Annotated in this window: 18 protein-coding genes; 11 read left to right on the top strand and 7 right to left on the bottom strand. The window is 74.0% G+C overall.

Annotated features, from left to right (window positions below; all coding sequences use genetic code 11):
• Positions 1 to 66 precede the first annotated feature (66 nt).
• Positions 67 to 1,467 (top strand): amino acid permease, encoded by a 1,401-nt coding sequence (locus IEW03_RS19115; protein WP_308808262.1) that lies wholly within the window; start codon positions 67 to 69, stop codon positions 1,465 to 1,467.
• Between the two features lie 9 nt (positions 1,468 to 1,476).
• Here IEW03_RS19115 and IEW03_RS19110 read toward each other — a convergent pair whose 3' ends face one another.
• Positions 1,477 to 2,763 carry an NAD(P)/FAD-dependent oxidoreductase gene (locus IEW03_RS19110; RefSeq protein ID WP_188525305.1) on the bottom strand — a complete coding sequence of 429 codons (1,287 nt, stop codon included), beginning with the start codon at positions 2,761 to 2,763 and terminating at the stop codon, positions 1,477 to 1,479.
• Between the two features lie 125 nt (positions 2,764 to 2,888).
• Between IEW03_RS19110 and IEW03_RS19105 the strand changes: the two genes are divergently transcribed.
• Positions 2,889 to 3,584, top strand: a complete 696-nt coding sequence (locus IEW03_RS19105) for an MOSC domain-containing protein (protein WP_188525322.1) — start codon at positions 2,889 to 2,891, stop codon at positions 3,582 to 3,584.
• 1 nt (position 3,585) lies between these two features.
• Here the strand turns inward: IEW03_RS19105 and IEW03_RS19100 are convergent, their stop codons facing one another.
• Positions 3,586 to 4,734 (bottom strand): hypothetical protein, encoded by a 1,149-nt coding sequence (locus IEW03_RS19100; protein ID WP_188525304.1) that lies wholly within the window; start codon positions 4,732 to 4,734, stop codon positions 3,586 to 3,588.
• Between the two features lie 321 nt (positions 4,735 to 5,055).
• Here IEW03_RS19100 and IEW03_RS19095 point away from each other — a divergent pair, with 321 nt between their 5' ends.
• On the top strand, positions 5,056 to 6,723 hold the full coding sequence (locus IEW03_RS19095) for an HNH endonuclease signature motif containing protein (protein WP_188525303.1): 1,668 nt from the start codon (positions 5,056 to 5,058) through the stop codon (positions 6,721 to 6,723).
• On the opposite strand, the gene IEW03_RS19090 is transcribed toward IEW03_RS19095, so the two are convergent.
• Both IEW03_RS19090 and IEW03_RS19085 read right to left on the bottom strand, forming a co-directional pair.
• The gene (locus IEW03_RS19090) at positions 6,651 to 7,184 is read right to left on the bottom strand and encodes a PH domain-containing protein (protein WP_188525302.1); all 534 of its coding nucleotides are present in this window, start codon (positions 7,182 to 7,184) and stop codon (positions 6,651 to 6,653) included. The two genes, IEW03_RS19095 and IEW03_RS19090, sit on opposite strands and share 73 nt — an antisense overlap.
• Before the next feature lie 21 nt (positions 7,185 to 7,205).
• A complete protein-coding gene (locus IEW03_RS19085; protein WP_188525301.1) occupies positions 7,206 to 7,844 on the bottom strand; it encodes a histidine phosphatase family protein in 639 nt (212 codons plus the stop codon).
• 150 nt (positions 7,845 to 7,994) lie between these two features.
• Here IEW03_RS19085 and IEW03_RS19080 point away from each other — a divergent pair, with 150 nt between their 5' ends.
• The 4 genes from IEW03_RS19080 to IEW03_RS19065 all read left to right on the top strand — a co-directional run bounded on the left by IEW03_RS19080 (position 7,995) and on the right by IEW03_RS19065 (position 11,131).
• Positions 7,995 to 8,459: an NfeD family protein gene (locus IEW03_RS19080; protein ID WP_188525300.1), complete on the top strand. Its 465-nt coding sequence runs from the start codon at positions 7,995 to 7,997 to the stop codon at positions 8,457 to 8,459.
• A 43-nt stretch (positions 8,460 to 8,502) separates the two neighbouring features.
• Positions 8,503 to 9,999, top strand: a complete 1,497-nt coding sequence (locus IEW03_RS19075; RefSeq protein WP_188525299.1) for a flotillin family protein — start codon at positions 8,503 to 8,505, stop codon at positions 9,997 to 9,999.
• 94 nt (positions 10,000 to 10,093) lie between these two features.
• Positions 10,094 to 10,771 carry a DsbA family oxidoreductase gene (locus IEW03_RS19070; protein ID WP_188525298.1) on the top strand — a complete coding sequence of 226 codons (678 nt, stop codon included), beginning with the start codon at positions 10,094 to 10,096 and terminating at the stop codon, positions 10,769 to 10,771.
• A gap of 156 nt (positions 10,772 to 10,927) precedes the next feature.
• Positions 10,928 to 11,131 carry a hypothetical protein gene (locus tag IEW03_RS19065; RefSeq protein WP_188525297.1) on the top strand — a complete coding sequence of 68 codons (204 nt, stop codon included), beginning with the start codon at positions 10,928 to 10,930 and terminating at the stop codon, positions 11,129 to 11,131.
• Positions 11,132 to 11,137: 6 nt separating this feature from the next.
• Here IEW03_RS19065 and IEW03_RS19060 read toward each other — a convergent pair whose 3' ends face one another.
• Together IEW03_RS19060 and IEW03_RS19055 are read right to left on the bottom strand one after the other, a co-directional pair.
• On the bottom strand, positions 11,138 to 12,052 hold the full coding sequence (locus IEW03_RS19060; RefSeq protein ID WP_229738438.1) for a DNA-3-methyladenine glycosylase family protein: 915 nt from the start codon (positions 12,050 to 12,052) through the stop codon (positions 11,138 to 11,140).
• A 27-nt stretch (positions 12,053 to 12,079) separates the two neighbouring features.
• Positions 12,080 to 12,664 (bottom strand): ribonuclease H family protein, encoded by a 585-nt coding sequence (locus IEW03_RS19055; RefSeq protein ID WP_188525296.1) that lies wholly within the window; start codon positions 12,662 to 12,664, stop codon positions 12,080 to 12,082.
• Positions 12,665 to 12,862: 198 nt separating this feature from the next.
• Between IEW03_RS19055 and IEW03_RS19050 the strand changes: the two genes are divergently transcribed.
• A complete protein-coding gene (locus IEW03_RS19050) occupies positions 12,863 to 14,005 on the top strand; it encodes a VIT1/CCC1 transporter family protein (protein ID WP_188525295.1) in 1,143 nt (380 codons plus the stop codon).
• Between the two features lie 125 nt (positions 14,006 to 14,130).
• Positions 14,131 to 16,014, top strand: a complete 1,884-nt coding sequence (locus IEW03_RS19045; protein ID WP_188525294.1) for a hypothetical protein — start codon at positions 14,131 to 14,133, stop codon at positions 16,012 to 16,014.
• A 114-nt stretch (positions 16,015 to 16,128) separates the two neighbouring features.
• Here IEW03_RS19045 and IEW03_RS20515 read toward each other — a convergent pair whose 3' ends face one another.
• Positions 16,129 to 18,420 (bottom strand): hypothetical protein, encoded by a 2,292-nt coding sequence (locus IEW03_RS20515; RefSeq protein ID WP_229738437.1) that lies wholly within the window; start codon positions 18,418 to 18,420, stop codon positions 16,129 to 16,131.
• Between IEW03_RS20515 and IEW03_RS19035 the strand changes: the two genes are divergently transcribed.
• Complete coding sequence (locus IEW03_RS19035; protein ID WP_188525293.1) at positions 18,397 to 20,232, top strand: RNA-binding protein; 1,836 nt, start codon at positions 18,397 to 18,399, stop codon at positions 20,230 to 20,232. The genes IEW03_RS20515 and IEW03_RS19035 overlap by 24 nt on opposite strands.
• A 259-nt stretch (positions 20,233 to 20,491) precedes the next feature.
• Positions 20,492 to 21,805 carry an MFS transporter gene (locus IEW03_RS19030; RefSeq protein WP_188525292.1) on the top strand — a complete coding sequence of 438 codons (1,314 nt, stop codon included), beginning with the start codon at positions 20,492 to 20,494 and terminating at the stop codon, positions 21,803 to 21,805.
• The last annotated feature ends 16 nt before the right edge of the window (positions 21,806 to 21,821 follow it).

Raw genomic sequence — 21,821 nt, 5'->3', positions numbered from 1 at the left:
CCGCGCCGGTCTCGCTGACCGGCGCGGCTGCGTCGTCCCGCCGTCGAGGCACTACGGTGGTCCGCCGTGACTACCACCGACCAGCAGGGGACGCCGGCGCCGTCGTCCGACGCACACCTCGCCCACGGGCTCCGGCCGCGGCACCTGACCATGATGGGCCTGGGCTCCGCGATCGGGGCCGGGCTCTTCCTCGGCTCGGGCCAGGCGATCGGCACCGCCGGGCCCGCCGTGCTCATCAGCTACGCGATCGCGGGCGCGATCGTCGTGCTCGTCATGCGGATGCTCGCGGAGATGGCCTCGGCCATGCCCGCGTCGGGCTCGTTCTCCGTGTACGCCGAGGCCGCGCTGGGCCGCTGGGCCGGGTTCCTGCTCGGCTGGGTGTACTGGTTCATGCTCATCATGGTGCTCGGCGTCGAGGTCACGGGCGTGGCGGAGATCGTCACCGGCTGGTGGCCGTCGGTGCCCCAGTGGGCCGTGGCGGCCGTCATCGTGGCCGTGCTCGGCGGCATCAACCTCGTGGGCGTGCGCCAGTTCGGCGAGGCCGAGTTCTGGTTCGCCCTCATCAAGGTCGTCGCGATCCTCGCGTTCCTGGTCGTGGGCGTGCTCATCGTCGTCGGCGTCATCCCCGTGTCCGGCAGCGTGCTCGGCCACTGGGCGGAGCACGGCGGCTTCGCCCCGGCCGGCGTCGCCGGCATCGCCGCGGGCCTCCTCGCGGTGGCGTTCGCGTTCGGCGGCATCGAGATCGTGGCCATCGCCGCGGCCGAGGCGCGCGACCCGCGCGACGCCGTCGCCCGCGCCACCCGCACCATCCTGTGGCGCATCCTGTTCTTCTACGTCGGTGCCGTCGCCATCATCGTGGCGCTGGTCCCGTGGGACGACGCCGAGGCCCTCGCGTCCCCGTTCGTCTCCGTCCTGCAGCTCGCCGGGTTCGACTGGGCGGCGCGCCTGATGGAGGTCGTCGTGGCGCTGGCGCTGCTGAGCGCCTTCAACGCCAACGTGTACGGCACGTCGCGCATGCTCTTCTCGCTCGGCCAGCGCGACGACGCGCCGAAGGCGGTGACCAAGGTGTCGCGCCGCGACGTGCCGTGGGTCGCCGTGCTGGTCTCGGTGTTCTTCGGCGTCGTCGCCGTCGTGCTCAACTGGCTCCTGCCGGAGGCGCTGCTGTCGATCCTGCTCAACGCCGTCGGGTCCGCGCTGTTCGTCGTGTGGCTGCTCATCACGATCTCCCAGCTGCGCCTGCGGCCCCGCCTGGAGGCGGAGGCCGCGCGGTCCGGCGAGCCCATGCGCCTGCGCATGTGGGGTTTCCCGTGGCTCTCGTGGGTCGTCCTCGTGGCCCTGGTCGGCCTCGCGGGGCTCATGCTGTCCGACGCCGCGGCCCGCGCCCAGCTCACCGCGACGGCCGGGCTGGTCGTGGTCATCCTCGCCGTCTACGCCCTGACGCGGGGCGTGCGGCGCGCCCGCGACTGACGCCGCCCGTCAGGCGGGCTTGTCCGGCCGCACCGTCGGCACGTCGCCGACGATGGGGATCGGGCGGCGGTGGAACGGGAAGCCGTAGCGGGTCACCAGCCCGGCGAGGGTCGTGACGCGGTTGCGGGGCCCGACCAGCGACATCACGTGCACGAACAGCCACACCAGCCAGGCGAGGCCGCTCGTGAGGCGCAGGTGCGCGGTGCGGCCGGGGACCGCGATCTCCGCGACGGCCGCCCGTCGCCCGATCACCGCCATCGTGCCCTTGTCGCGGTAGCGCAGCGGCTCGGTGGGGCGGCCGCCCAGCTGCGCGAGGATGTTGCGCGCCGCCTGCTGCCCGCCCTGGATCGCGGGCTGCGCGAGCTGGGGGAGCCAGTCCGGCGTCTCGGCGATGTCGCCGATCGCGTACACGCCGGGCCGGCCCTCGACCTGGAGGTCCGGCCCGACGGCGATCCGGCCGCCGTCGCGGCGCGGCAGGTCCCAGTCGTCGACCTCGGGGTGCGGCCCGACGCCGGCCGACCACACGGTGAGGTCGGCGTGGAGGCGGGAGCCGTCGGTCAGCACGACGGCGTCGGGCAGCACCTCGGCGACCCCGGCGCCCAGCCGCAGCGTCACGCCGCGCCGGGCGAGCTCGCGGGCCGCGTACTGCCGCAGGTCGGGGTGGAAACCCTTCAGCAGGTCGGGGCCGCGCTGCACGACGGTGATCTCGAACGCGTCGCCGTGGATCTCCGGGTACGCGGGCTCCAGGCCGGCGGTGCGCAGCTCGGCGAGCGCGCCCGCGACCTCGACGCCTGTGGCGCCGCCGCCGACGACCACGACCCGCAGGCCGTCGTCCGAGCCGGGCGTGAAGGCCGAGTTCTCGAGCCGGATGAACAGCTGGTCCCGGATCTTCAGCGCCTGCGAGCGGGAGTACATGCCGAAGGCGTGCTCCTTCGCGCCCGGGGTGCCGAAGTAGTTCACGGTGGTGCCGTTGGCGAGCACGAGGTGGTCGAAGGCGATCGTCTCGTCGTTGGCGAGCCGGATGGTGCGGGCGTCGTGGTCGATGCCGACCAGGTGCTCGTGCAGCACGCGCACGTTCTTCTGCCGCAGCCGCAGCCCGCGCAGCCAGTAGGTCACGTCGCCGGGGCTGAGCCCGCCGGTCGCGACCTGGTACAGCAGCGGCTGGAACGTGTTGTAGACGCGGCGCTCCACCAGCGTCACCCGCACGGGGGCTCCCGCGAGCGCCTTGACGACGGCGAGCCCGCCGAAGCCACCTCCGACGACGACGACGTGGGGCAGGGCGGGGCGGTCGGTCACCTGCCCACCGTATCGACGGCCGGGTGGTCGAGCCCGTCGAGCCCGTCGTGCCCGTCGTGCCCGTCGTTGTCGCCGGCCCGTGGACCGTGGCCCGCCGGGCCGGCGGACTTTGCGACCATGTCGCCATGCACGGGACGCACGGCACGCACGGCACGCACGGCACGGGTGAGCTCCTCGCGGTCTGCCGCGTCCACAGGCTGCTGCCGGACACGGGCTCGGTCGGGGTGACGGCGATCGACAAGCGGCCGGTCGACGGCCCGGTCTGCGTCCGGCCCCTCGGGCTGTACGCGGACGTGCAGGCCGACCGCGAGAACCACGGCGGTCACGACCAGGCGGTGTACGCGTACTCGCAGGAGGACGCCGACCACTGGGCCGCGGAGCTCGGGTACGAGGTCGTGCCCGGCCTGTTCGGCGAGAACCTGCGCACCCGCGGGCTGGAGGTGAGCCGCGCCGTCATCGGGCAGCGCTGGCGGGTCGGGTCGGCGCTGCTGGAGGTGTCGCAGCCGCGCACCCCGTGCCAGACGTTCGCCCGCCGCCTCGGCTCCCCGCCGCGGTGGGTACGCCGGTTCACCGTGGCGAACCGGACCGGGGCGTACCTGCGCGTCGTCGAGCCGGGCGAGCTCCGGGCGGGCGACGCCGTCGAGGTCGTCTCCACGCCGCGGCACGGGGTGACCCTGGCCGACTGGTTCGGCGCCTCGTTCCGGCTCGAGGGGTCCCGGCCGGCGGCCGAGCTCGCGGCGACGCTCCTCGCCGAGCACGACGCGGGCGGGTCGCTGCTCGGCGAGGAGATCCACGCGCTGGCGCTGCGCGCGGTCGGCTAGGTCACCGGATGCCGGCGCGGTGCCCGGCGTAGCCCCAGACGGCGAGGGCGAGCGCCGGCCCCCAGAACCACGCGGGGAAGAACAGGGCGCTGCTCCCGCCCATCATGACGAGCATCGGGATCGCTGCGCCGCAGAGCATGACGGCGACGATCCCGCCAGGGACGATCGCCGCGGCCGGGGGCACGGGCTGTCCGGCCCGGCGCGGGAACCAGCGCGGGAACGTCTCGCCCCACGGCAGGATCAGGCCGAGCGTGAGGATGATGCCGGCCCACGCGCCGGAGGAGAGCGCCAGCCCCTGGATGCGGACGGCGAGCGGCATGTCGCCCTCCATGACGAGCTGCGGCCACGGCGTCAGCCAGGTGAGGCGGGCGAGCGCGTACGGCAGCGGGCCGAGGGCCGCGAGGACGGTGAACAGCCGGCGGTGGCGCGTCACCCACGCGGTCGCCCCGCGGAGCGACCCCCGCCGCCAGGCGCGGACGAGCGCGAGGCCGGCCCACGCCGTCGCCGTCGCGAGGGGCAGGAGCACCGCGAGGAGACCCCAGCGCTCACGTGCCAAGCCGCTCGCGAGGGCACCGAGCCAGGTGGCGAAGTCGTCGCGGGCGACGACGATACCGACGAGGGCGAGCACGCCCGCGGCGGCGACGGGGAGCCGCCACGCGGGCCGGGTGCGGAACACCTGGACGCCCGCCCACACGGCGAGGACGGGGACGGCCATCGCGACGAGGTAGCCGGCCACGCTGAGCGTCCCGGAGCCCTGGGCGAGGAAGCCGAACGCGAGCACCTGGACGACGGCGACCGGCGCGACCGCCCGCTGGGTCACGCGGCTCGCGGGTCGGGCGAGCGCGGCGGCCGCGGTCGCGACGCCGAGCAGTGCCGCGGCGAGCAGCACCCCGGTGAGGAGCGCGCCCGGCAGGAACGTCCGGCCCAGAGTGTTGCCGGTCTCGAGGAGCGGGCTGAGCCCGGGCCGCACGGCGAAGAACGTGACGAGCACCGCCGTCGCCGCCGACGCGACGAGCGCGGCGACTGCGAGCCTCCGGGTGGACTGCCGGGCCACGTGCCCGCTCGGGTCCGACGGGGCTCCGGGTGCGCCGGGTGCGCCGGGCACCGCGTCCCGCGCCGGGGTGTCGTAGGGGGCGGACGGGCTGGTCATCGTGGTTCCTCTCGCCGATGGGTGCGTGGCTCCCACGCTCCCGTCGCGGCGGGCGGCGGGCCTCCCCCTGCCGGGGGACCGGCGTCACCCGGGCGCGGGAAACCGCCTCGCCCGAGGCCCCGTGACACCTTGTGAGGTCGGCATCCGTTCGATAGAGTCGAACACATGTTCGAAGATGCGCGGAGCGGGGCGGCTCGTCACACGGCCGGCACCACGCGTCGTCGAACGTCCGGCTCCGGTGTGGCCAGTGCCCCGGCCGCACCGGAGCCGGGCACGCTGTTGACCCTGGCCTCGCGCCCGCCCGCCACTCGGGTCGAGAAGATGCTCGGCCGTCTCGTCGAGCTCAGCGACGCGGCGCTCCGGTCCCGGCCTGACGGCGGCATGCGGGCCGTCGAGACGAGGTGGGTTCGCCGCGCCGTGCCGCCGTTCACGGACTCCGCCGTCATGGCGGGCCCTTCTTCACCGCCGGCGTCGGCTGTCCTGCCGACCGGTTCGGCCGGCTCGCCGGCGCGGGACGGTCGTGGTGCCTCGCCGCAGGAGGACCGCGGTGCCTCGCTCGCGGCCCGGCTGGACGCCGCACTGCCGGGGGCGGAGCTGGCGGAGTGGCTCGCGTCGCTCGAGCCGGCCGACCTCGACGACCACACGCTCGTCGAGGCGCTCGCCGCGTGGGAACGGGTGGCGTCCTGGGCGCAGGCAGGTTCCGCGCGGGTCCTGGCCGAGCTGCTGGAACGCACCGCGGGCTCGTCGGGGCACGAGCTCGTCGCCGACGGCGTGGCAGCGCGCCTCGGGCTGACCCGGAGCGCCGCCGCGCAGCACGTCACGGTCGCCCACGGGACGGCACACCTGCCCGAGGTCGCCGACGCGCTGGCGGACGGGCTCGTCGACCGTCGCAAGGCGGAGGCCCTGATCGCGACCGGCCGGCTCCCGGACGAGCAGCGCCGGCAGGCCGTCAGAGAGCTGCTGCCCGACGTCGAGCACCTGACCGTCCCGCAGATCCGTACCCGGATGAGGCGTGCGGAGATCGCCGTCGACCCGAGCGGTGCCGAGGAGCGCCACCGGGTGGCACGCACGGAACGGTACGTCCGCCTCGAGCCGGTGGACGACGCGATGGCCTATCTCACCGCGTACCTCCCGGCCGACGACGCGGTCCGCGCCTTCGCGGCCGTCGACGAGCTCGCGCTGGCGGTGCGCCGCGGTCCGGGGGAGGAGCGGCTGCTCGCCGAGTGCCGCGCCGACGTGCTCACCGGGCTGCTCAGCGGACGCCTCCGTGCCGGCGACGGTGCTGACGTCGCCGACGGTGACGGGTCCGGTCGTGACGTGGCGGGAAATGACGGGGTGCGCCGCGCCGTGCCGGTGCAGCCTTCGGGCGCGGCGTCACGACGTGGCGGGGTGCGGGTGAGCATCGCGGCGTCGACCCTGCTGGGCTCGGACGATCTTCCGGCGATCCTCCGTGGGCACGGCCCGGTCCCCGCCGGGACGGCGCGGGCGCTGGCCGGCGACCCGGACGCCGTGTGGCAGCGGATCTTCACCGACCCCGGCACCGGGGTCCTCACCGACACGTCGTCCCGCTCGTACCGACCGGGCGCGCGCCTGCGTGCGGCGGTGGTGGCGCGCGACGTCACCTGTACGTTCCCCGGCTGCCGGGTGCCTGCGTCAGGATGCGACCTCGACCACGTGGAGCCGTTCGACCCGGCCGTCGACGGCCCGCAGACCCACGGCGACAACCTGCACGCGCTGTGCCGCACGCACCATCGCGCGAAGACCAGCGGCGGCTGGCGGGTCTCCCGGGACCCGGCGACGGGGGTCACGCGCTGGACCGCACCCACGGGGCACCAGCACGACCGGCCGCCCGAGGCCCACCGGCCGCCCGAGGTCCCGGCGCGCCCCGCCGGGGCGGAGGTGCGCGGCGCGACAGGTCAGCGCCGGCGGCCGCGCGGCGGCTCGGCGGGCGGCCACTCGCCGTCGTCGGACCCGTCGTCCACGGCGTAGAGCAGCTCCTGGAGCTTCACGTGCACCTCGTCCACCCGGGGCACGTCGACCAGCACCATGCCGGCCTTCTCCGTGGCGTCGGAGACCTGGAGCGTGCCGCAGCCGAGCATCCGGTCGACGAGGTCCTTCTCCAGCGCGATGTCGTTGATGCGGTACAGGGGGATGTCACGACCCACGCGGGTGAAGATCCCCGAGCGCATCGCGATGCGCTGCGTCGTCACGGTGTACGACGTGCTGCGCCACTTCAGCCAGGGCACGAACACCCACACCACCGCGACGACGGCGATGACGCCGAGCAGGACCCAGCGCACCGTGTCGTCGAGCGTGACGACGAACGACGCGGCAGCCCCGACGAGCAGCACGAGCAGGAGCAGGAACGGCCAGATGAGGGCCTTCGCGTGCTCCCGCAGCTCCATGATCACGTGCTCGCCCTCGACGAGGTTCTGCTCGTTCAACGCCATGGGGCACATGCTGCCAGAGCGTCAGAGCGTGGGTGGCAGGTTCCACCCCTCGATGGTCCGCAGCTGGTGCCCGTAGCCGAGCAGGCAGATGGCGGCGGTGCCGAGCTCGAGCCGCGCCCCGTACCGGGGGTCGACGCCGAGCCACGCGGTGGCGAGCACGCGCAGCAGGTGCCCGTGCGCGACGGCGAGCACGTTCCCGCCGTCGTTGAGCGTGGCGTCGGCCCGTTCGACGAAGCGTCGTGCGCGGGCGGCGACGTCCTCCAGCAGCTCGCCGGGGCGGCCGTCGCCGTGGGCGGGGTCGGGCGGCAGCACCCGCACGCCGTCGTCGAAGATCTGGAACTCGTGGCCGACGAGGTCGCCCACCTCGGCGGAGGACCGGCCGTCGACCGGCCCGTAGTCCCACTCGGCCAGGTCGGGGTCGGTCACGGGGTCGGGGTGGCCGGCGATCTCCGCGGTCCGCCGCGCGCGCTGCAGAGGCGACGAGTAGACGACGGCGAAGTCCAGCGCGGCGAGGGCGCGCCCCGCGGTGCGGGCCTGCTCTTCGCCGTCGGGCGTGAGCGGAAGGTCGGTGCGCCCGGTGTGCTGACCGCTGCGGCTCCACTCCGTCTCGCCGTGGCGCAGCAGCACCAGCTGCGGGTCCTTGCTCGGCACGAGAGGCATCTTGGAAGCATCGCGCACCTCCGTGGGCGGGGCACCCGCGAGTCACAGTTCGGTCACAGTGAGTGTCCAGGTAGTGCTCGGGCTCCGCCGTCTGGGAGGTTGGTCCCCGACGACGGCACCGGCCGCCGACAACACCACAGGGAGCTGCTCGTGCTGGTCTTCGTCCTCATCGGCGCGGCAGGCATGGTGCTGCTCCTCCTCTCGCTCGTGGTGGGCGAGCTCGTCGACCTGGGCGACGGCGCGGTCTCCGGCACGTCGCTCGGTGTCGGGGCGGTCGTCTTCGGGGCCGTCGGGACGATCGTGGTCGCGAACGGCGGCCAGGCATGGCTGGCGTACGTCGCGTCGGCGGTCGTCGGCGTGCTCGGCGTCGTGGCCGCCCAGGCGATGATCCGGCGGCTGGCTGCCACCGAGGACGGCACCACGACCTCCCTCGTCGGCGTGCACGGCACCGCGACCACCGACATCACGCCCACGTCCGGCGAGGTGACCCTCGACGCGGCCACCGAGCTCGAGCGTCGCCTCGCCCGCTCCGACGACCACATCCCCTCGGGCGCCCGCGTCGTCGTCCTCGAGCACTCCGGTTCCACCGTCCGGGTCGGCGCGCAGGCCCGCTGACCACTCCGCACCAGCTGGAAGGAGACGCGCCCCGGCGCGCCCCATGTTCGACTCGTCCGACAGCAGCTTCATCACCACGATCGCGGTCCTCGCCCTCGTGGTGGCCTTCCTCGCGGTGGGCATCTTCGTCGCCCAGCGCATCCGCCGCGTCCCGCCGAACCAGGCGCTCGTCATCGTCGGCCGTGGCGCCGGCAAGAAGGAGTCCGCCGCCCAGAGCCAGCGGGTCGTCATCGGCGGGCGCACGTTCGTCTGGCCGATCCTGCAGCAGGGCTTCGCGATCTCCCTCGAGCAGCGGCAGATCGGCATCACCGTCGAGGGCGTCGACAAGAACCGCATCAAGATCGCCATCAAGGCGTCCATCAACTTCAAGGTGCGGGGCGACGACGAGGGCGTGCGCCGGGCGGCGCAGCGCTTCCTGTCCCAGCAGGAGATGCTCACCGAGATCATCAAGGAGTCCCTCGAGGGCTCGCTGCGCTCCATCGTCGGCGACATGACGATCGAGCAGATCATCTCGGACCGCAAGGGGCTGTCCGACCGGGTGGTGCAGTCGACCAAGACCGACCTGGCCGAGCAGGGCCTGCAGGTCGACCTGCTCAACATCTCCGACATCTCTACCCCCGGCTCGGAGTACCTGGCGAACCTCGGTCGCGCCGAGGGGGCCCGCGCGCTGCAGGTCGCCGAGGTGTCCGAGGCGGAGGCCCGCCGGGTGTCGGAGTTCGCCGTCATCGAGGCCGCCGAGCAGATCGCGGAGCGCCAGAAGGCGCTCGACCTCAAGAAGGCCGTGATCAAGGCCGACACCGACCGCGCCAACGCCGAGGCGGACGCGGCCGGGCAGCTCGCCCGCGCCGAGCAGGACCGCCTGGTCGCGCAGCAGGAGCGCGAGGCGCTCGCCGAGCAGGCGCGCGTGACACAGGAGCGGCTCGACATCGAGATCCGCAAGCCCGCCGAGGCCAAGGCGTACGCCGAGGTCCAGGAGGCGACCGCCCGCCGCGACGCGGCGAACGCGGCCACCGAGGCCGACGCCTTCAAGCGCACCACCATCGCCGAGGCGAACAAGACGGCCGCCATCCAGGACGCCGAGGCGTCCGCGACGGCCGTCCGGCGTGCCGGCGAGGCCGAGCGCGACCGGCAGATCGCGCTCGCCGCGGGCATCAAGGCCGAGGGCGAGGCCAAGGGTGCCGCGATCGAGGCCGAGGGCCGCGCCGAGGCCGTCGCCACCGACGCGAAGGCCGAGGCGCTCAAGAAGTACGGCGAGGCGGCGCTCGTGCAGGAACTCATCGAGCGGCTGCCCGAGATCGTTCGTGCCGCGGCCGAGCCCATCGGCTCCATCCAGGGCATGACGGTGGTCTCGACGGACGGCGCGTCGGCCGTGACCAAGACCGTCGCGTCCGTGCTCGGCGAGGGACAGGGCGTCGTCAAGCAGCTCACCGGCGTGGACATCCACCAGCTCATCGCCGGGATCGCGGGGACGCAGCTGACCACCCCCGACGCCGACGCCACACCCGCCGCGAGCTCGAACGGTGCTGCGCCGCTGAACTGAGCGCCACGGACCGAGCGCCACGGGACCGAGCGCCGAGAGGCGCGCCACGCCCCGCCGCGGGAATCGACTCCCGCGGCGGGGCGTTGGCGCTCGTGTGACGACATCCGAGACCCTCAAGACCCTCAAGGTCGACGTCTGGTCCGACGTCGCGTGCCCCTGGTGCTACATCGGCAAGCGGCGGTTCGAGACCGCCCTGTCCCGGCTGGCGGAGCATGACGGCGGGGCGCCCGAGGTCGAGATCGAGTACCACTCGTTCGAGCTCTCGCCCGACACGCCGGTCGACTTCGACGGCACGGCCACCGAGTTCCTCGCCCACCACAAGGGCATCCCGCTGGAGACGGCGCAGCAGATGCAGGACCAGGTGACGGCGCTCGCGGCCGAGGAGGGGCTCGAGTACCGGATGGGCGACGTCCGGCACACCAAGACCCTCAAGGCGCACGAGCTGCTGCACCTCGCGAAGGCGTTCGGGAAGCAGGCGGAGATGAAGGAGCGCCTGCTGCGCGCGTACTTCACCGAGGGCCGGCACGTCGGCCGCGTCGAGGAGCTCGCCGACCTCGCGGCCGAGGTCGGCCTGGAGCGCGAGGCGGTCGTCGTGGCGCTCGAGGCCGGGACCTTCGCCGAGGCCGTCGCCGACGACATCGCCCGGGCCCGCGGCTTCGGCATCAACGGCGTCCCGTTCTTCGTGCTCGACGGCAAGTACGGCGTGTCCGGCGCGCAGGACCCGGACACCTTCGTCCAGGTGCTGCAGCAGGTGCTGGACGAGCGGGGCTAGACGCGGGCGAGATCGGCGTGCGGCAACTCACACCACGCCGACCTCCCGTTGCGACTGAGTTTCACGCACAATTGAGACCCCGTCCCGCAACGTTGCGGCGGCCCAACACCAGGCACGCGAGCACCGGCGCCGTGCGCCCACCGTGGAGGAGAAGAGATGAACGAGATCACCGAGAGCGCGCACCGCTCGATCGCGAACCCGCGCCGCACCACGCTGGTGGGGCGCAGCGCGTCGGAGGCCGCCGCACCGCACCACGGGCACCCGACGCCGAATGCCGGCACCGGCGAGGACCACGGCCTGCAGATCCTGGGCGACGACGGCGGCGTCTGCGCGGACGGCAGCTGCGCGCTCCCCGAGTAGCGGACCTCAGAACCGGCGGTAGTCGGGGATCGGCAGGCGCGGTCCGCGGCGAGGCGCCTGCGCGCGGCGGTCGAGGAAGAGCAGCCGCACCACGCGGTGCCGGTGGGGCGAGTACGGCGCGAGCAGGCGCAGCATCCCGTCGTCGTCCGTGCGTTCGCCCGTGAGCGCCCAGCCCACGGCCGCCGCCAGGTGGAAGTCGCCGACCGACACCGCGTCCGCGTCGCCGAGCGCGCGCTGCGCGACCTCCGCCGACGTCCACACCCCGATCCCGGACACCGCCTCGAGCCTGGCCCGCGCCTCGGCGCTCGGCATGGTCGTGGCCTCCTCGAGGCGAGCGGCGACGCGGGCACAACGCACGACGACCTGCGCCCGCCTCGGGTCGACGCCGGCCCGGTGCCACTCCCAGACGGGCAGCGTCGCCCACGTCCGGGCGTCCGGCACCACGCGCATCCCCGCGGGCGCGGGCCCGGGGGCAGGTGTGCCCCGGCGGGCCAGAAGCCACCGCCACGCCCGGTGCGCCGTGACGACCTGCACCTTCTGCTCCAGGACCGCGGGCACCAGCGCCTCCATGACGCGCCCGCTGCGCGGGATCCGCAGCCCCGGGGCGCGGCGCATCGCCGCCTGAGCCTGCGGCGGCGGGACGAAGCCGGCGGTGCTGTCGCCCTCACCGAGCAGGTCGGGCAGGCGTGCCGCGGACTCCCGCGCCCCCGGCCCCCACAGCTGCACGGCGGCGGAACGCTCCCCGGTCGCGACGAAGCGCTGGGTGACGGGCCCCGACCTCCCCAACGAAGTGCGCCAGATCGCGCCGTCGGGCGTGCGGCAGAACGTGGGGTCGCCGGCCCCGTGGCGCAACGGGGACAGGGTCAGGGCGAGGTCGAGCGGTCGGTCGGAGAGGTGCTCGAACGTCACATCGGCTGGCACGGCGGGTCGGATCGTCGTTTTGCGCGGTCAGTCGAAGAGGGTGCCGAGCTCCCAGCCCGGCTCGGACCGTGCGCCGACGACCTCGCGGGCGGGCTCCGACGCGGGCTGGCGGGCGGGGCGGGCCGTGCCGGACTCGGCGTCCTGCGAGGAGACGAGGACGTCGTCGACGACGCCGCGACCGGCAGCCCACTCCTGCGCGGCCAGACCGGCGAGCTGATCGGCGCGCTCGTTGAACGGGTTGCCCACGTGCCCGCGGACCCACCGGAAGCGCACGGGGCCCTGGCGCCCCGAGATGGCCCGGTCGATCGACTGGATGAGCTCCAGGTTCTTCACCTGGTCGCCGGAGGCCGTGCGCCAGCCCTTGCGCTTCCACCCCTCCAGCCACTCCGACGCGCAACGGATCGCGTACTGCGAGTCGGACTCCACGAGCAGCGGCTCGTCGCCGGGATGTGCCTCGATCGCGCGCAGGAGCGCCGTGAGCTCCGCGATCTGGTTGGTGCCCGATGCGGCGCCGCCGGAGTCGAACCGGCCTCCCTCGTGGGCGATCCACGCCCAGCCGATCGCGCCGCCTGGGTTGCGCAGGCACGAGCCGTCGGTGCTGACAATGATCACGCCGGTGTCCCTCAGTGTCCCGATGTGTGCACCCGGAGCGCCCCGGGCGTCGGCCCCCATTGTGCCCCGTACCGGTGACATTCAGGTGAACCGTCCACGGCGATGCCGTCCGAGCAGGTCCCGAGAGTGCGGACGGCCGAACACTCGGGCCCGAACCACCGGAACCCATGACCGTCCGATCGCGGCGATCATGGCGCCATGGACGCCCACCCGGACCCCGATCCCGCGATGCCCGGCCGCCCCCGCACGCCCGCGGACGTGCGGCGCTGGCGCCGGTACCTGGCGGACGAGCGCGCCGAGGCCGCCGTCTACCGCGACCTCGCCGGGCGACGCACGGGCGAGGAGCGCGCCATCCTGCTCGCGCTCGCCGACGCCGAGAAGCGGCACGAGCAGCACTGGCTCGACCTCCTCGGCGACGACGTCGGGCGCCCCCTGCGCGGGGACGTGCGCACCCGGCTGCTCGGCTTCCTCGCGCGGCGGTTCGGCGGCGTGTTCGTGCTCGCGCTCGCGCAGCGCGCCGAGTCCCGGTCCAGCTACGACCAGGAGGCGTTCGCGACGGCCACCATGGCCGCCGACGAGCAGATCCACGAGGAGGTGGTGCGCGGCCTCGCCACCCGGGGACGCAACCGGCTCTCAGGCACCTTCCGTGCCGCCGTCTTCGGCGCCAACGACGGCCTCGTGTCCAACCTCGCGCTCGTCCTCGGCATCGGGGCGTCCGGGGTGTCGTCGCAGACCGTCCTGTTCACCGGCCTGGCGGGCCTCCTCGCCGGCGCGCTGTCCATGGGGGCCGGGGAGTTCGTGTCGGTGCGCTCCCAGCGCGAGCTGCTGGACGCGTCCACGCCCGACCCGCGCAGCGCGAAGGCGCTGCCCCACCTGGACGTCGACGCGAACGAGCTGGCGCTCGTGTACCGGGCGCGGGGGATGGCGTCCGACGACGCCCAGCGCCGCGCCGACGGCGTGCTCGCCTCGCTGGCCGCGACGGGCGCGGCCGGACCCGGCCCCCTCACCCACGACGGCGGCGAGGCCGACGGGCCCGGGGCGGCCGAGACCGACCACGAGACGCACGGCACCGCGTGGGGTGCTGCGATCTCCAGCTTCTGCTTCTTCGCGTCCGGCGCGCTGATCCCCGTGCTCCCCTACCTGCTGGGCCTCGTCGGGATGCAGGCCGTGTTCGTCGCCTGCCTGCTCGTCGGGGTGTCGCTGCTGGTCACGGGGGCGATCACCGGCCTGCTCTCCGGGACGTCGCCCCTCACCCGCGCGTTGCGCCAGCTGCTGATCGGCTTCGGCGCCGCCGCCGTCACCTATGTGCTCGGGCTCGCCTTCGGGACCACGCTGGCCTGACGCCGCCGGACGCGAGCGGGTGAAGATTCACCCGCTCACGTTGCAGAGCGGTTGCCCCGGCGTCACAGTGTGACCAGGGCCACGCGCCGGACGTCGTGGCCCGGCGTGGCATCGAAGGGGGCTCTGTGGCACGCAGCGCGGACCGGGCACGGGCGGCAGCACGCCGTCGGTGGCTCGCGCGCGCCGCCGCAGCGGCCGGGAGCCTTCTCGGAGCCGCCACCCTCACCGTCGCCGTCGCGGGCACCGCGTCCGCCGCCGGCGACGAGGCGTACGACGGCGCACGACCGGACGCCGTCGTCGAGGAGCGCGCCACCCCCGTGCGCGACGCTGTCCGCGACCTGGTCGACCCGGGACACGACGCCGTCGAGCCCGAGGCGGAGCGGGCCGTGAAGCCTGAGGTCGAGCAGGCCGCGGAGCCTGAGCCCGAAGTTGAGCGGGACACGGAGCCCGAGCCCGTGACGGAGCCCGAGCCCGCGACGGAGTCGGAGCCCCAGCCGGAGCCGCAGCCCGCGACGGAGCCGCGCGAGGACGAGCCGGTCGCCAAGGTGCTCTCCGGGCTGGCGCCCGAGCAGGCCGAGCCTGCCGAGGAGCGTGGGTCTTCTGAGCCTGCGGAGCGCGCCTCCGCGGCGGAGGCCGAGCGCGAGGCACCGTCGGCGGAGTCCGACCGGCCTGTGCGAGAGGACCGGCTCCAGGACCACGCGGCGCGCGCGGAGCAGGTGAAGGACCGTGTCGAGGACCGGGCCGAGGCGTTCGTCGACGACCTGCCGACGCTCGAGGAGACGAGCGCAGCCGTGGCCGAGGCCATGGCCGAGCCGTCCGAGCCGTCGGAGCGGTCCGCGCCGTCGAGCGCGGACCAGGATGTCTCGACGGGTACCCCGGCGGAGCGTTCCGAGGACGTCGTCGCCGACCTCCTCGGCCTGGCGCCGGTCTCGCAGGACGCAGGCGCCGGCCCGGAGGCCCACGACGTGGCGTCGCCCGACGACGTCGTGGCGGAGCGCGCCTCCGAGGATGGCGCAGCGGACCTGGTGTCCGAGGACGCCGCAGCAGACCCGGTCTCCGACGTCGTGACACCGGTCGCTGACGTCGTGACGACGGTGACGACTCCCGTCGGGGAGACGGTCGGCGAGGTCGCGGGCCCGACGGGCGCGGCGCTCGAGCCGCTGACCGCCGTCGTCGGGAAGGTGACCGCCCCGGTCGGGGCGGTGCTCCAGCCGGTGACGAAGCCGCTGGCGGGGATCGTCACGCCGGTGCTCGACGGGCTGTCGCCGGTCCTCGAGCCCGTGCGGCCCGTGGTGCGTGCCGTGACCGAGCCGCTCGCGCCCGTCACCGACGCCGTGGGGTCGGCGGCTCGCCCGGTCGTGAAGTCCCTCGACCCGGTCGTCGAGCCCGTCGTGGGGCTGCTGTCCCCGGTCGTGAAGTCCCTCGACCCTGTGGTCGCCCCGGTGCTCGACGTCGTCGCTCCGGTGACCGGTGCGCTGGACCCGGTCGTGGCGCCCGTGGTCGGTACGCTCGCGCCCGTCACGGCCCCGGTGACCGACGCGCTCGACCCCGCCGTCGGACCCGTCATGGACGCCGTCGGCATCGACCCTGTCGAGATCGACCCCGAGGTGGACCGCCCCGCGACCCCGGGCGCGCACGACGCGGAGCCGGTCGCGCCGCAGGACGTGCGGCCAGCCACGCCGGAGCGTCGCGCGACCATGGCGGCCGACCTCGACGCTGCTGTCGGCGACGTCGCCCTGGTGGCAGGTGCCGACCTCACGGTCGCACCCACGCAGGACGCCGGCACGCCCGACGGCGACCCCGCGCCGAGCCGGCCGCTCGCCCCCGCCGTCACCGTCAACGTCGGCGGTGCGGGAGCGAGCTACCGCGGGCCGTCCTCCGGTGGCGACGCCGTCGCCGTCCTCGCCTCCCTCGCCGGCGGTTCCGCCGGAGCCTGGTTCCGGCCCTCCGGCGAGGTCTTCCTCCGCCTCACGGCGGTCGCTCACGACATCCCCGTCTCTCCTGCCTGACGTGGCCGCGTCGCGCCTCTGAGCGCGACCGCGACCGTAGGCGGCACCCGCCGCCGGCGACCCACGTCAGTTCAGGAGTGGATCATGCATACCCATGTACGACGCGCGCTGCGATCAGCGCTCGTCGCGGGCGGCCTGGTGGTCGCCGGGGCCGGGATGGCCCAAGCTGCGGACGGAGACGTCGCCGACGTCGCCGTCGACCTCGCCGCCGACGACGACACGGCGGTCGAGCAGGACGTCGGATCGTCGGGTGAGAAGACACCGGTGAAGGCCTCGGTCATCGCCGACGTGGACGCTGACGCCGATGCCAACGCCGACGCTGACGCGAACGCCGACGTGGACGCGGATGCTGAAGCGAACGCCGACGCTGACGCGAGTGCCGACGCTGACGCGAACGCCGATGCAAACGCTGACGTGGACGTGGACGCGAACGCCGAGGTAGGTGCGCCCGAGGGTGACGGGTCGAACGTCGTCCAGGACGTCGTCGACGGCGTGACCGGGCAGACCTCGGACGGTGCCTCGGCTGACCCCGCCGGACAGCCGGAGCGCCCCGCCGACGAGGCCGGTGACGGCCAGGCCGGCGAGGAAGAGCCTGCCGAGGGGAATGGCCCTGCGGAGGGGAATGGTCCTGCGGAGGGGAATGGTCCTGCGGAGGGGAATGGTCCTGCGGAGGGGAATGGTCCTGCGGAGGGGAATGGTCCCGACCGTGGATCGGGCCAGGACGACGGTGTGGCGGACGCGACCGGTGCCGTCGACGGACTGGTCGACGGGCTGGTGGGTGACGACGGCGCGGTGGATGACGTCGTCGTGGCCGACGAGCCCGAGTCCGGCGCGACGGACGACGTCGCCGAGCACCTCGTCGACGACGCCGCGCAGGCGGTTCGGGACGCGGGGCAGGGCGACGTCGAAGCGGTCGTGGCGGACGTGGCCTCCGAGGACGGTGTCGTCGACGACGCACTCGAGGACGGCGGCGTCGACGGCACGGTCGATGACGTCGTCGGGACCGTGTCCGAGACGTCCGGCGCACTGGACGACGCGCTCGGCACCGGCTCCGCCGTGCGGGACACGGTCGACGGTGTGGCCGGCCCGGACGGTGTCGTCGACGACGTCGTGGGGGCTGACCAGCCCGAGACCGGGGTGACCGACGAGGTCGTGGACCACGTGCTCGACGACGTCGACCACACGCTCGGTTCCGTGACCGCCGGAGATGTCGGCGGGACGGTCGACTCCCTGGTCGCCGAGGACGGCCTCCTCGACGACGCGCTCGAGGACGGCGGTGCCGCTGCGGTCCTCGGTGACGCCGACGGAGCGCTCGCCGGACTCGGCGGCGGTGTCGACGGCGCACTCGGCACCGGCTCGACGGTGCAGGACACCGTCGGTGCCGTGACCGAGCCCGTCACCGGCCTGACCGACACCATCGGCGACGTCCCTGGCCTGGACGGCGGTCTGGGACTCGGTGACCCGGCCGGCCTGGGGGACCTCGGCGGTCTCGGGGGTCTTGGTGACCTGGGTGAGCTCGGGGGTCTTGGTGACCTGGGTGAGCTTGGTGACCTCGGTGAGCTCGGGGGTCTTGGCGACCTCGGTGACCTTGGCGACCTTGGCGACCTTGGCGACCTTGGTGGCCTTGGTGGCCTTGGTGGCCTTGGTGGCCTTGGTGACCTTGGTGACCTCGGTGACCTCGGTGACCTCGGTGACCTCGGTGACCTCGGTGAGCTGGGTGAGCCCGGTGAGCTGGGTGAGCTCGGTGGCCTTGGTGGCCTTGGTGGCCTTGGTGGCCTTGACCTTGGTGGTCTGGGCCTGGGTGATCCGGCTGGTGTTGGTGGTCTGGGTGATCTGACGGGTCCGGTTGGCGACCTTGGCGGCCTTGACCTTGGCGACCTTGCGGGTCTCCCCGGTCCGGGCGACGTACCTGTTGACCTGGGCGCTGACATGGTGCTGGACGGCGTGCTCGCCACCGTCTCGGCCTTGACGGCCGTGGTCGACGACACGCTCGGGACTGACCCGCTGGTGCAGGACGTCGCTGACGGCCTGGTCGGTGAGGACGGCGTGGTGGATGACGTCGTCGGTGCCGACGGGCCTGAGGGCGGTGTGACCGACGAGCTGGTGGAGTCGGTCGTCGAGGACGTCGACACCGCGCTGGACGAGCTCGGTGCCGGTGATCTGCAGGGAGTGAACGACGCTGTCCTCGCGGAGGACGGTCTGGTCGACGACGTGCTGGAGGACCAGGGTCTCGACCCGGTGCTCGGTGATGTCGTGGACGCGACGGGCACGGTGGACGACGTGCTGGGCACGGAACCGCTGGTGCAGGACGTTGCGGACGGCCTGGTCGGTGAGGACGGCGTGGTCGATGACGTCGTCGGTGCCGACGGGCCTGAGGGTGGCGTGACCGATGAGGCCGTGGAGCACGCGGTCGCGGACGTCGACGAGGTGGTGATGCTGCTGATGGCGGGTGATCTGCCTGGTGTCGTCGGTGGTGTGACGGCTGAGGACGCTCTGGTCGACGACGTGCTGGAGGACCAGGGTCTCGACCCGGTGCTCGGTGATGTCGTGGACGCGACGGGCCCGGTGGACGACGTGCTGGGCACGGACCCGCTGGTGCAGGACGTCGCTGACGGTCTGGTCGGTGAGGACGGCGTGGTGGATGACGTCGTCGGTGCCGACGGGCCTGAGGGCGGTGTGACCGATGAGGCCGTGGAGCACGCGGTCGCGGACGTCGACGAGGTGGTGATGCTGCTGATGGCGGGTGATCTGCCTGGTGTCGTCGGTGGTGTGACGGCTGAGGAGGGTCTGGTCGACGACGTGCTGGAGGACCAGGGTCTCGACCCGGTGCTCGGTGATGTCGTGGATGCGTCGGGCACGGTGGATGACGTGCTGGGCACGGAACCGCTGGTGCAGGACACCGTGGATGGTCTGGTCGGTGAGGACGGCGTGGTGGATGACGTCGTCGGTGCCGACGGGCCTGAGGGCGGTGTGACCGACGAGCTGGTGGAGTCGGTCGTCGAGGACGCGGATCAGACGGTCGGTGACCTGGTCGAGGGCGACCTCGGCGGGGTCGTGGACTCCGTGACCGCGGAGGACGGTCTTGTCGACGACGTGCTGGAGGACCAGGGTCTCGACCCGGTGCTCGGTGATGTCGTGGATGCGTCGGGCACGGTGGATGACGTGCTGGGCACGGAACCGCTGGTGCAGGACACCGTGGATGGTCTGGTCGGTGAGGACGGCGTGGTGGATGACGTCGTCGGTGCCGACGGGCCTGAGGGCGGCGTGACCGACGAGCTGGTGGAGTCGGTCGTCGAGGACGTCGACACCGCGCTGGACGAGCTCGGTGCCGGTGATCTGCAGGGAGTGAACGACGCTGTCCTCGCGGAGGACGGTCTGGTCGACGACGTGCTGGAGGACCAGGGTCTCGACCCGGTGCTGCAGGACGTCGTGGATGCGTCGGGCACGGTGGATGACGTGCTGGGCACGGAACCGCTGGTGCAGGACACCGTGGATGGTCTGGTCGGTGAGGACGGCGTGGTGGATGACGTCGTCGGTGCCGACGAGCCCGAGGGTGGCGTGACCGACGAGCTCGTCGAGCACGCGGTCGACGACCTCGACCAGACGGTCGGCGAGCTGATCGACGGCGACCTCGGCGGCGTCACCGAAGAGGTGCTCGCGGACGACGGCCTCGTGGACGACGTGCTCGAGGACGGGAGCGCCGTCGACCCGACGGATCCCACCGACCCGACGGACCCGACGGATCCCACCGACCCGACGGACCCGACGGATCCCACCGACCCGACGGACCCGACGGATCCCACCGACCCGACGGATCCCACGGACCCCGGTGACGGGACCGACTCCGGGACGGACGGGCCGGGCTCGGACGGCAACGACGGTGCCGACGGCCCGGGTTCGGACGGCACCGGCGGCACGGACGGCACGGACGGCACGGACGGCGCCGATGGTGCCGACGGTTCTGGTGCGGACGGTTCGGGCTGGGACGGTTCCGGGGACGCCACTGACGAGGTCGGCAACCCGATCACGGGCAACGACGGCGTGTCGTTCGTCCCGGACTCGTCGATGACGACCGCGACGACGGACCTGCCGTCGACGCTTCCCGTGACAGGGGCGGACCAGCGCCTGCTGGTCCTGTCGCTGCTGCTGATGCTCGTGGGCACGGGCCTCGTCGCGCGCGGTCGCGTCGTGGCGGTCGCCCAGCGCATCTCCCGCTGACCGGCTCCGGCCGGAGTCGACCCGACTCCGGCCGGGGTGGAACGGTCACGGGACGTCGCTGGGGGGCGGCCCGTGACCGTTCCACCCCGGCCGGGGCCGGCGGCGGTGCAGCAGGGCGCAGGGGGCTCGGCAGCACCGCGGGACGACGGCATCCAGGGACCGGGAAGGCAGAGCGGCCCCGGGCAGAGGATCACCGGATCATGAACGGTAGACCTGCCCGGGGTCGCTCGCGCGCCGTCGACGCCTACGCTGGGGCCTCGTGCCCCGCCTGATCGCCGACCTCACGCCGCTGCGCGTCTCGCCGGCGTACCGCAGGCTGTGGTGGGGGCTCGGGGTGTCGAACATCGGCACCCAGCTGACGGTCGTCGCGGTCGGCCTGCAGGTGTACGCCATCACGGGGTCGACCCTGGCGGTGGGCGCACTCGGCATCGCGGCCCTGGTGCCGCTGGTCGCGCTCGGCCTGTACGGAGGGGCGCTCGTCGACCACTACGACCGGCGCACGGTGTCGCTCCTCGCGTCGTCGGTGCTGTGGCTGGTGACGGCGGGGATCGCGGCGCAGGCGTGGCTCGACGTCGGGTCCGTCAACCTGCTGTACGCGCTCGTCGCCCTGCAGTCGGCGGCGTTCGCCATCAACAACCCGGCGCGGTCGGCGATCATCCCGCGCCTGGTGGCGCCCGAGCTGATGCCCGCCGCCAACGCGCTGCAGACGCTGTCGATGAACGTCGCCCTCACGGGCGGGCCCTTGCTGGGCGCCTTGCTCGTGGCGCAGCTCGACTACTCCGTCGCGTACACCGTCGACACGCTGCTGTTCACCGCGGCGCTGTGGGCGGTGTGGCGGCTGCCGCCCATCCCACCCGAGCCGGAGTCGTCGAGCGTGGCAGGCGCGGCGACGTCGCCCGGCCGGCGCCGCGTCGTCGGGCTCTCCTCGGTGCTCGACGGCCTGCGCTACCTCGCGACCCGCCCCAACGTGCGCACCACGTTCGTCGTCGACCTGGCGGCGATGGTGCTCGCGTTCCCGCGCGTGCTGTGGCCGGCCGCGGGCGCGCTGTACCTCGGCGGCGGGGAGACGACGACGGGCGTGCTCGCCGCCGGGTTCGCCGTCGGCGGCATCCTCGCGAGCGTGTTCTCGGGCGGCCTGGTGCGGGTGCGGTGGCAGGGCCGCATCATCGTCTGGGCGATCACGGCGTGGGGCCTGAGCGTGGCCGCGTTCGGTGCGGTGCTCGTGGCGGTCGGGCCGGGCTCGCCGGACGTCGTCCTGTGGGGTGCGCTGGTGCTGGCGGGTGTCGCCCTCCTCGCCGCGGGGGCGTCGGACGCGATCTCGTCCGTCTTCCGGCAGACGATCCTGCAGACCGCCACCCCGGACCACCTGCGCGGCCGGCTGCAGGGCGTGTTCATCGTCGTCGTCGCGGGCGGGCCCCGCCTCGGCGAGATGGTGCTCGGCACGGAGGCGACCTGGTTCGGGGAGGGCTGGGCCGCCGTCGCGGGCGGGCTCGCCTGCATCGTCGTGCTGTGGCTCGTGGTGCGGTTCCAGCCGCGGTTCTGGCGCTACGACGCCCGGCACCCCGAGCCGTAGGGCTGGACGCGCCGCG

The organism is Isoptericola cucumis (assembly GCF_014635665.1).
GTDB lineage: Bacteria > Actinomycetota > Actinomycetes > Actinomycetales > Cellulomonadaceae > Isoptericola > Isoptericola cucumis.
The sequence above is the reverse complement of the archived record's forward strand: the minus strand, read 5'-3'. Positions and strand labels throughout refer to the sequence as shown.

Coding starts and splice junctions, on each gene's coding strand:
- IEW03_RS19075 (WP_188525299.1), top strand. CDS start 8,503: ATGTTCGACTCGTCCGACAGCAGCTTCATCACCACGATCGCGGTCCTC.
- IEW03_RS19065 (WP_188525297.1), top strand. CDS start 10,928: ATGAACGAGATCACCGAGAGCGCGCACCGCTCGATCGCGAACCCGCGC.
- IEW03_RS19050 (WP_188525295.1), top strand. CDS start 12,863: ATGGACGCCCACCCGGACCCCGATCCCGCGATGCCCGGCCGCCCCCGC.
- IEW03_RS19100 (WP_188525304.1), bottom strand. CDS start 4,734: ATGACCAGCCCGTCCGCCCCCTACGACACCCCGGCGCGGGACGCGGTG.
- IEW03_RS19090 (WP_188525302.1), bottom strand. CDS start 7,184: ATGGCGTTGAACGAGCAGAACCTCGTCGAGGGCGAGCACGTGATCATG.
- IEW03_RS19105 (WP_188525322.1), top strand. CDS start 2,889: ATGCACGGGACGCACGGCACGCACGGCACGCACGGCACGGGTGAGCTC.
- IEW03_RS19095 (WP_188525303.1), top strand. CDS start 5,056: ATGCTCGGCCGTCTCGTCGAGCTCAGCGACGCGGCGCTCCGGTCCCGG.
- IEW03_RS19085 (WP_188525301.1), bottom strand. CDS start 7,844: ATGCCTCTCGTGCCGAGCAAGGACCCGCAGCTGGTGCTGCTGCGCCAC.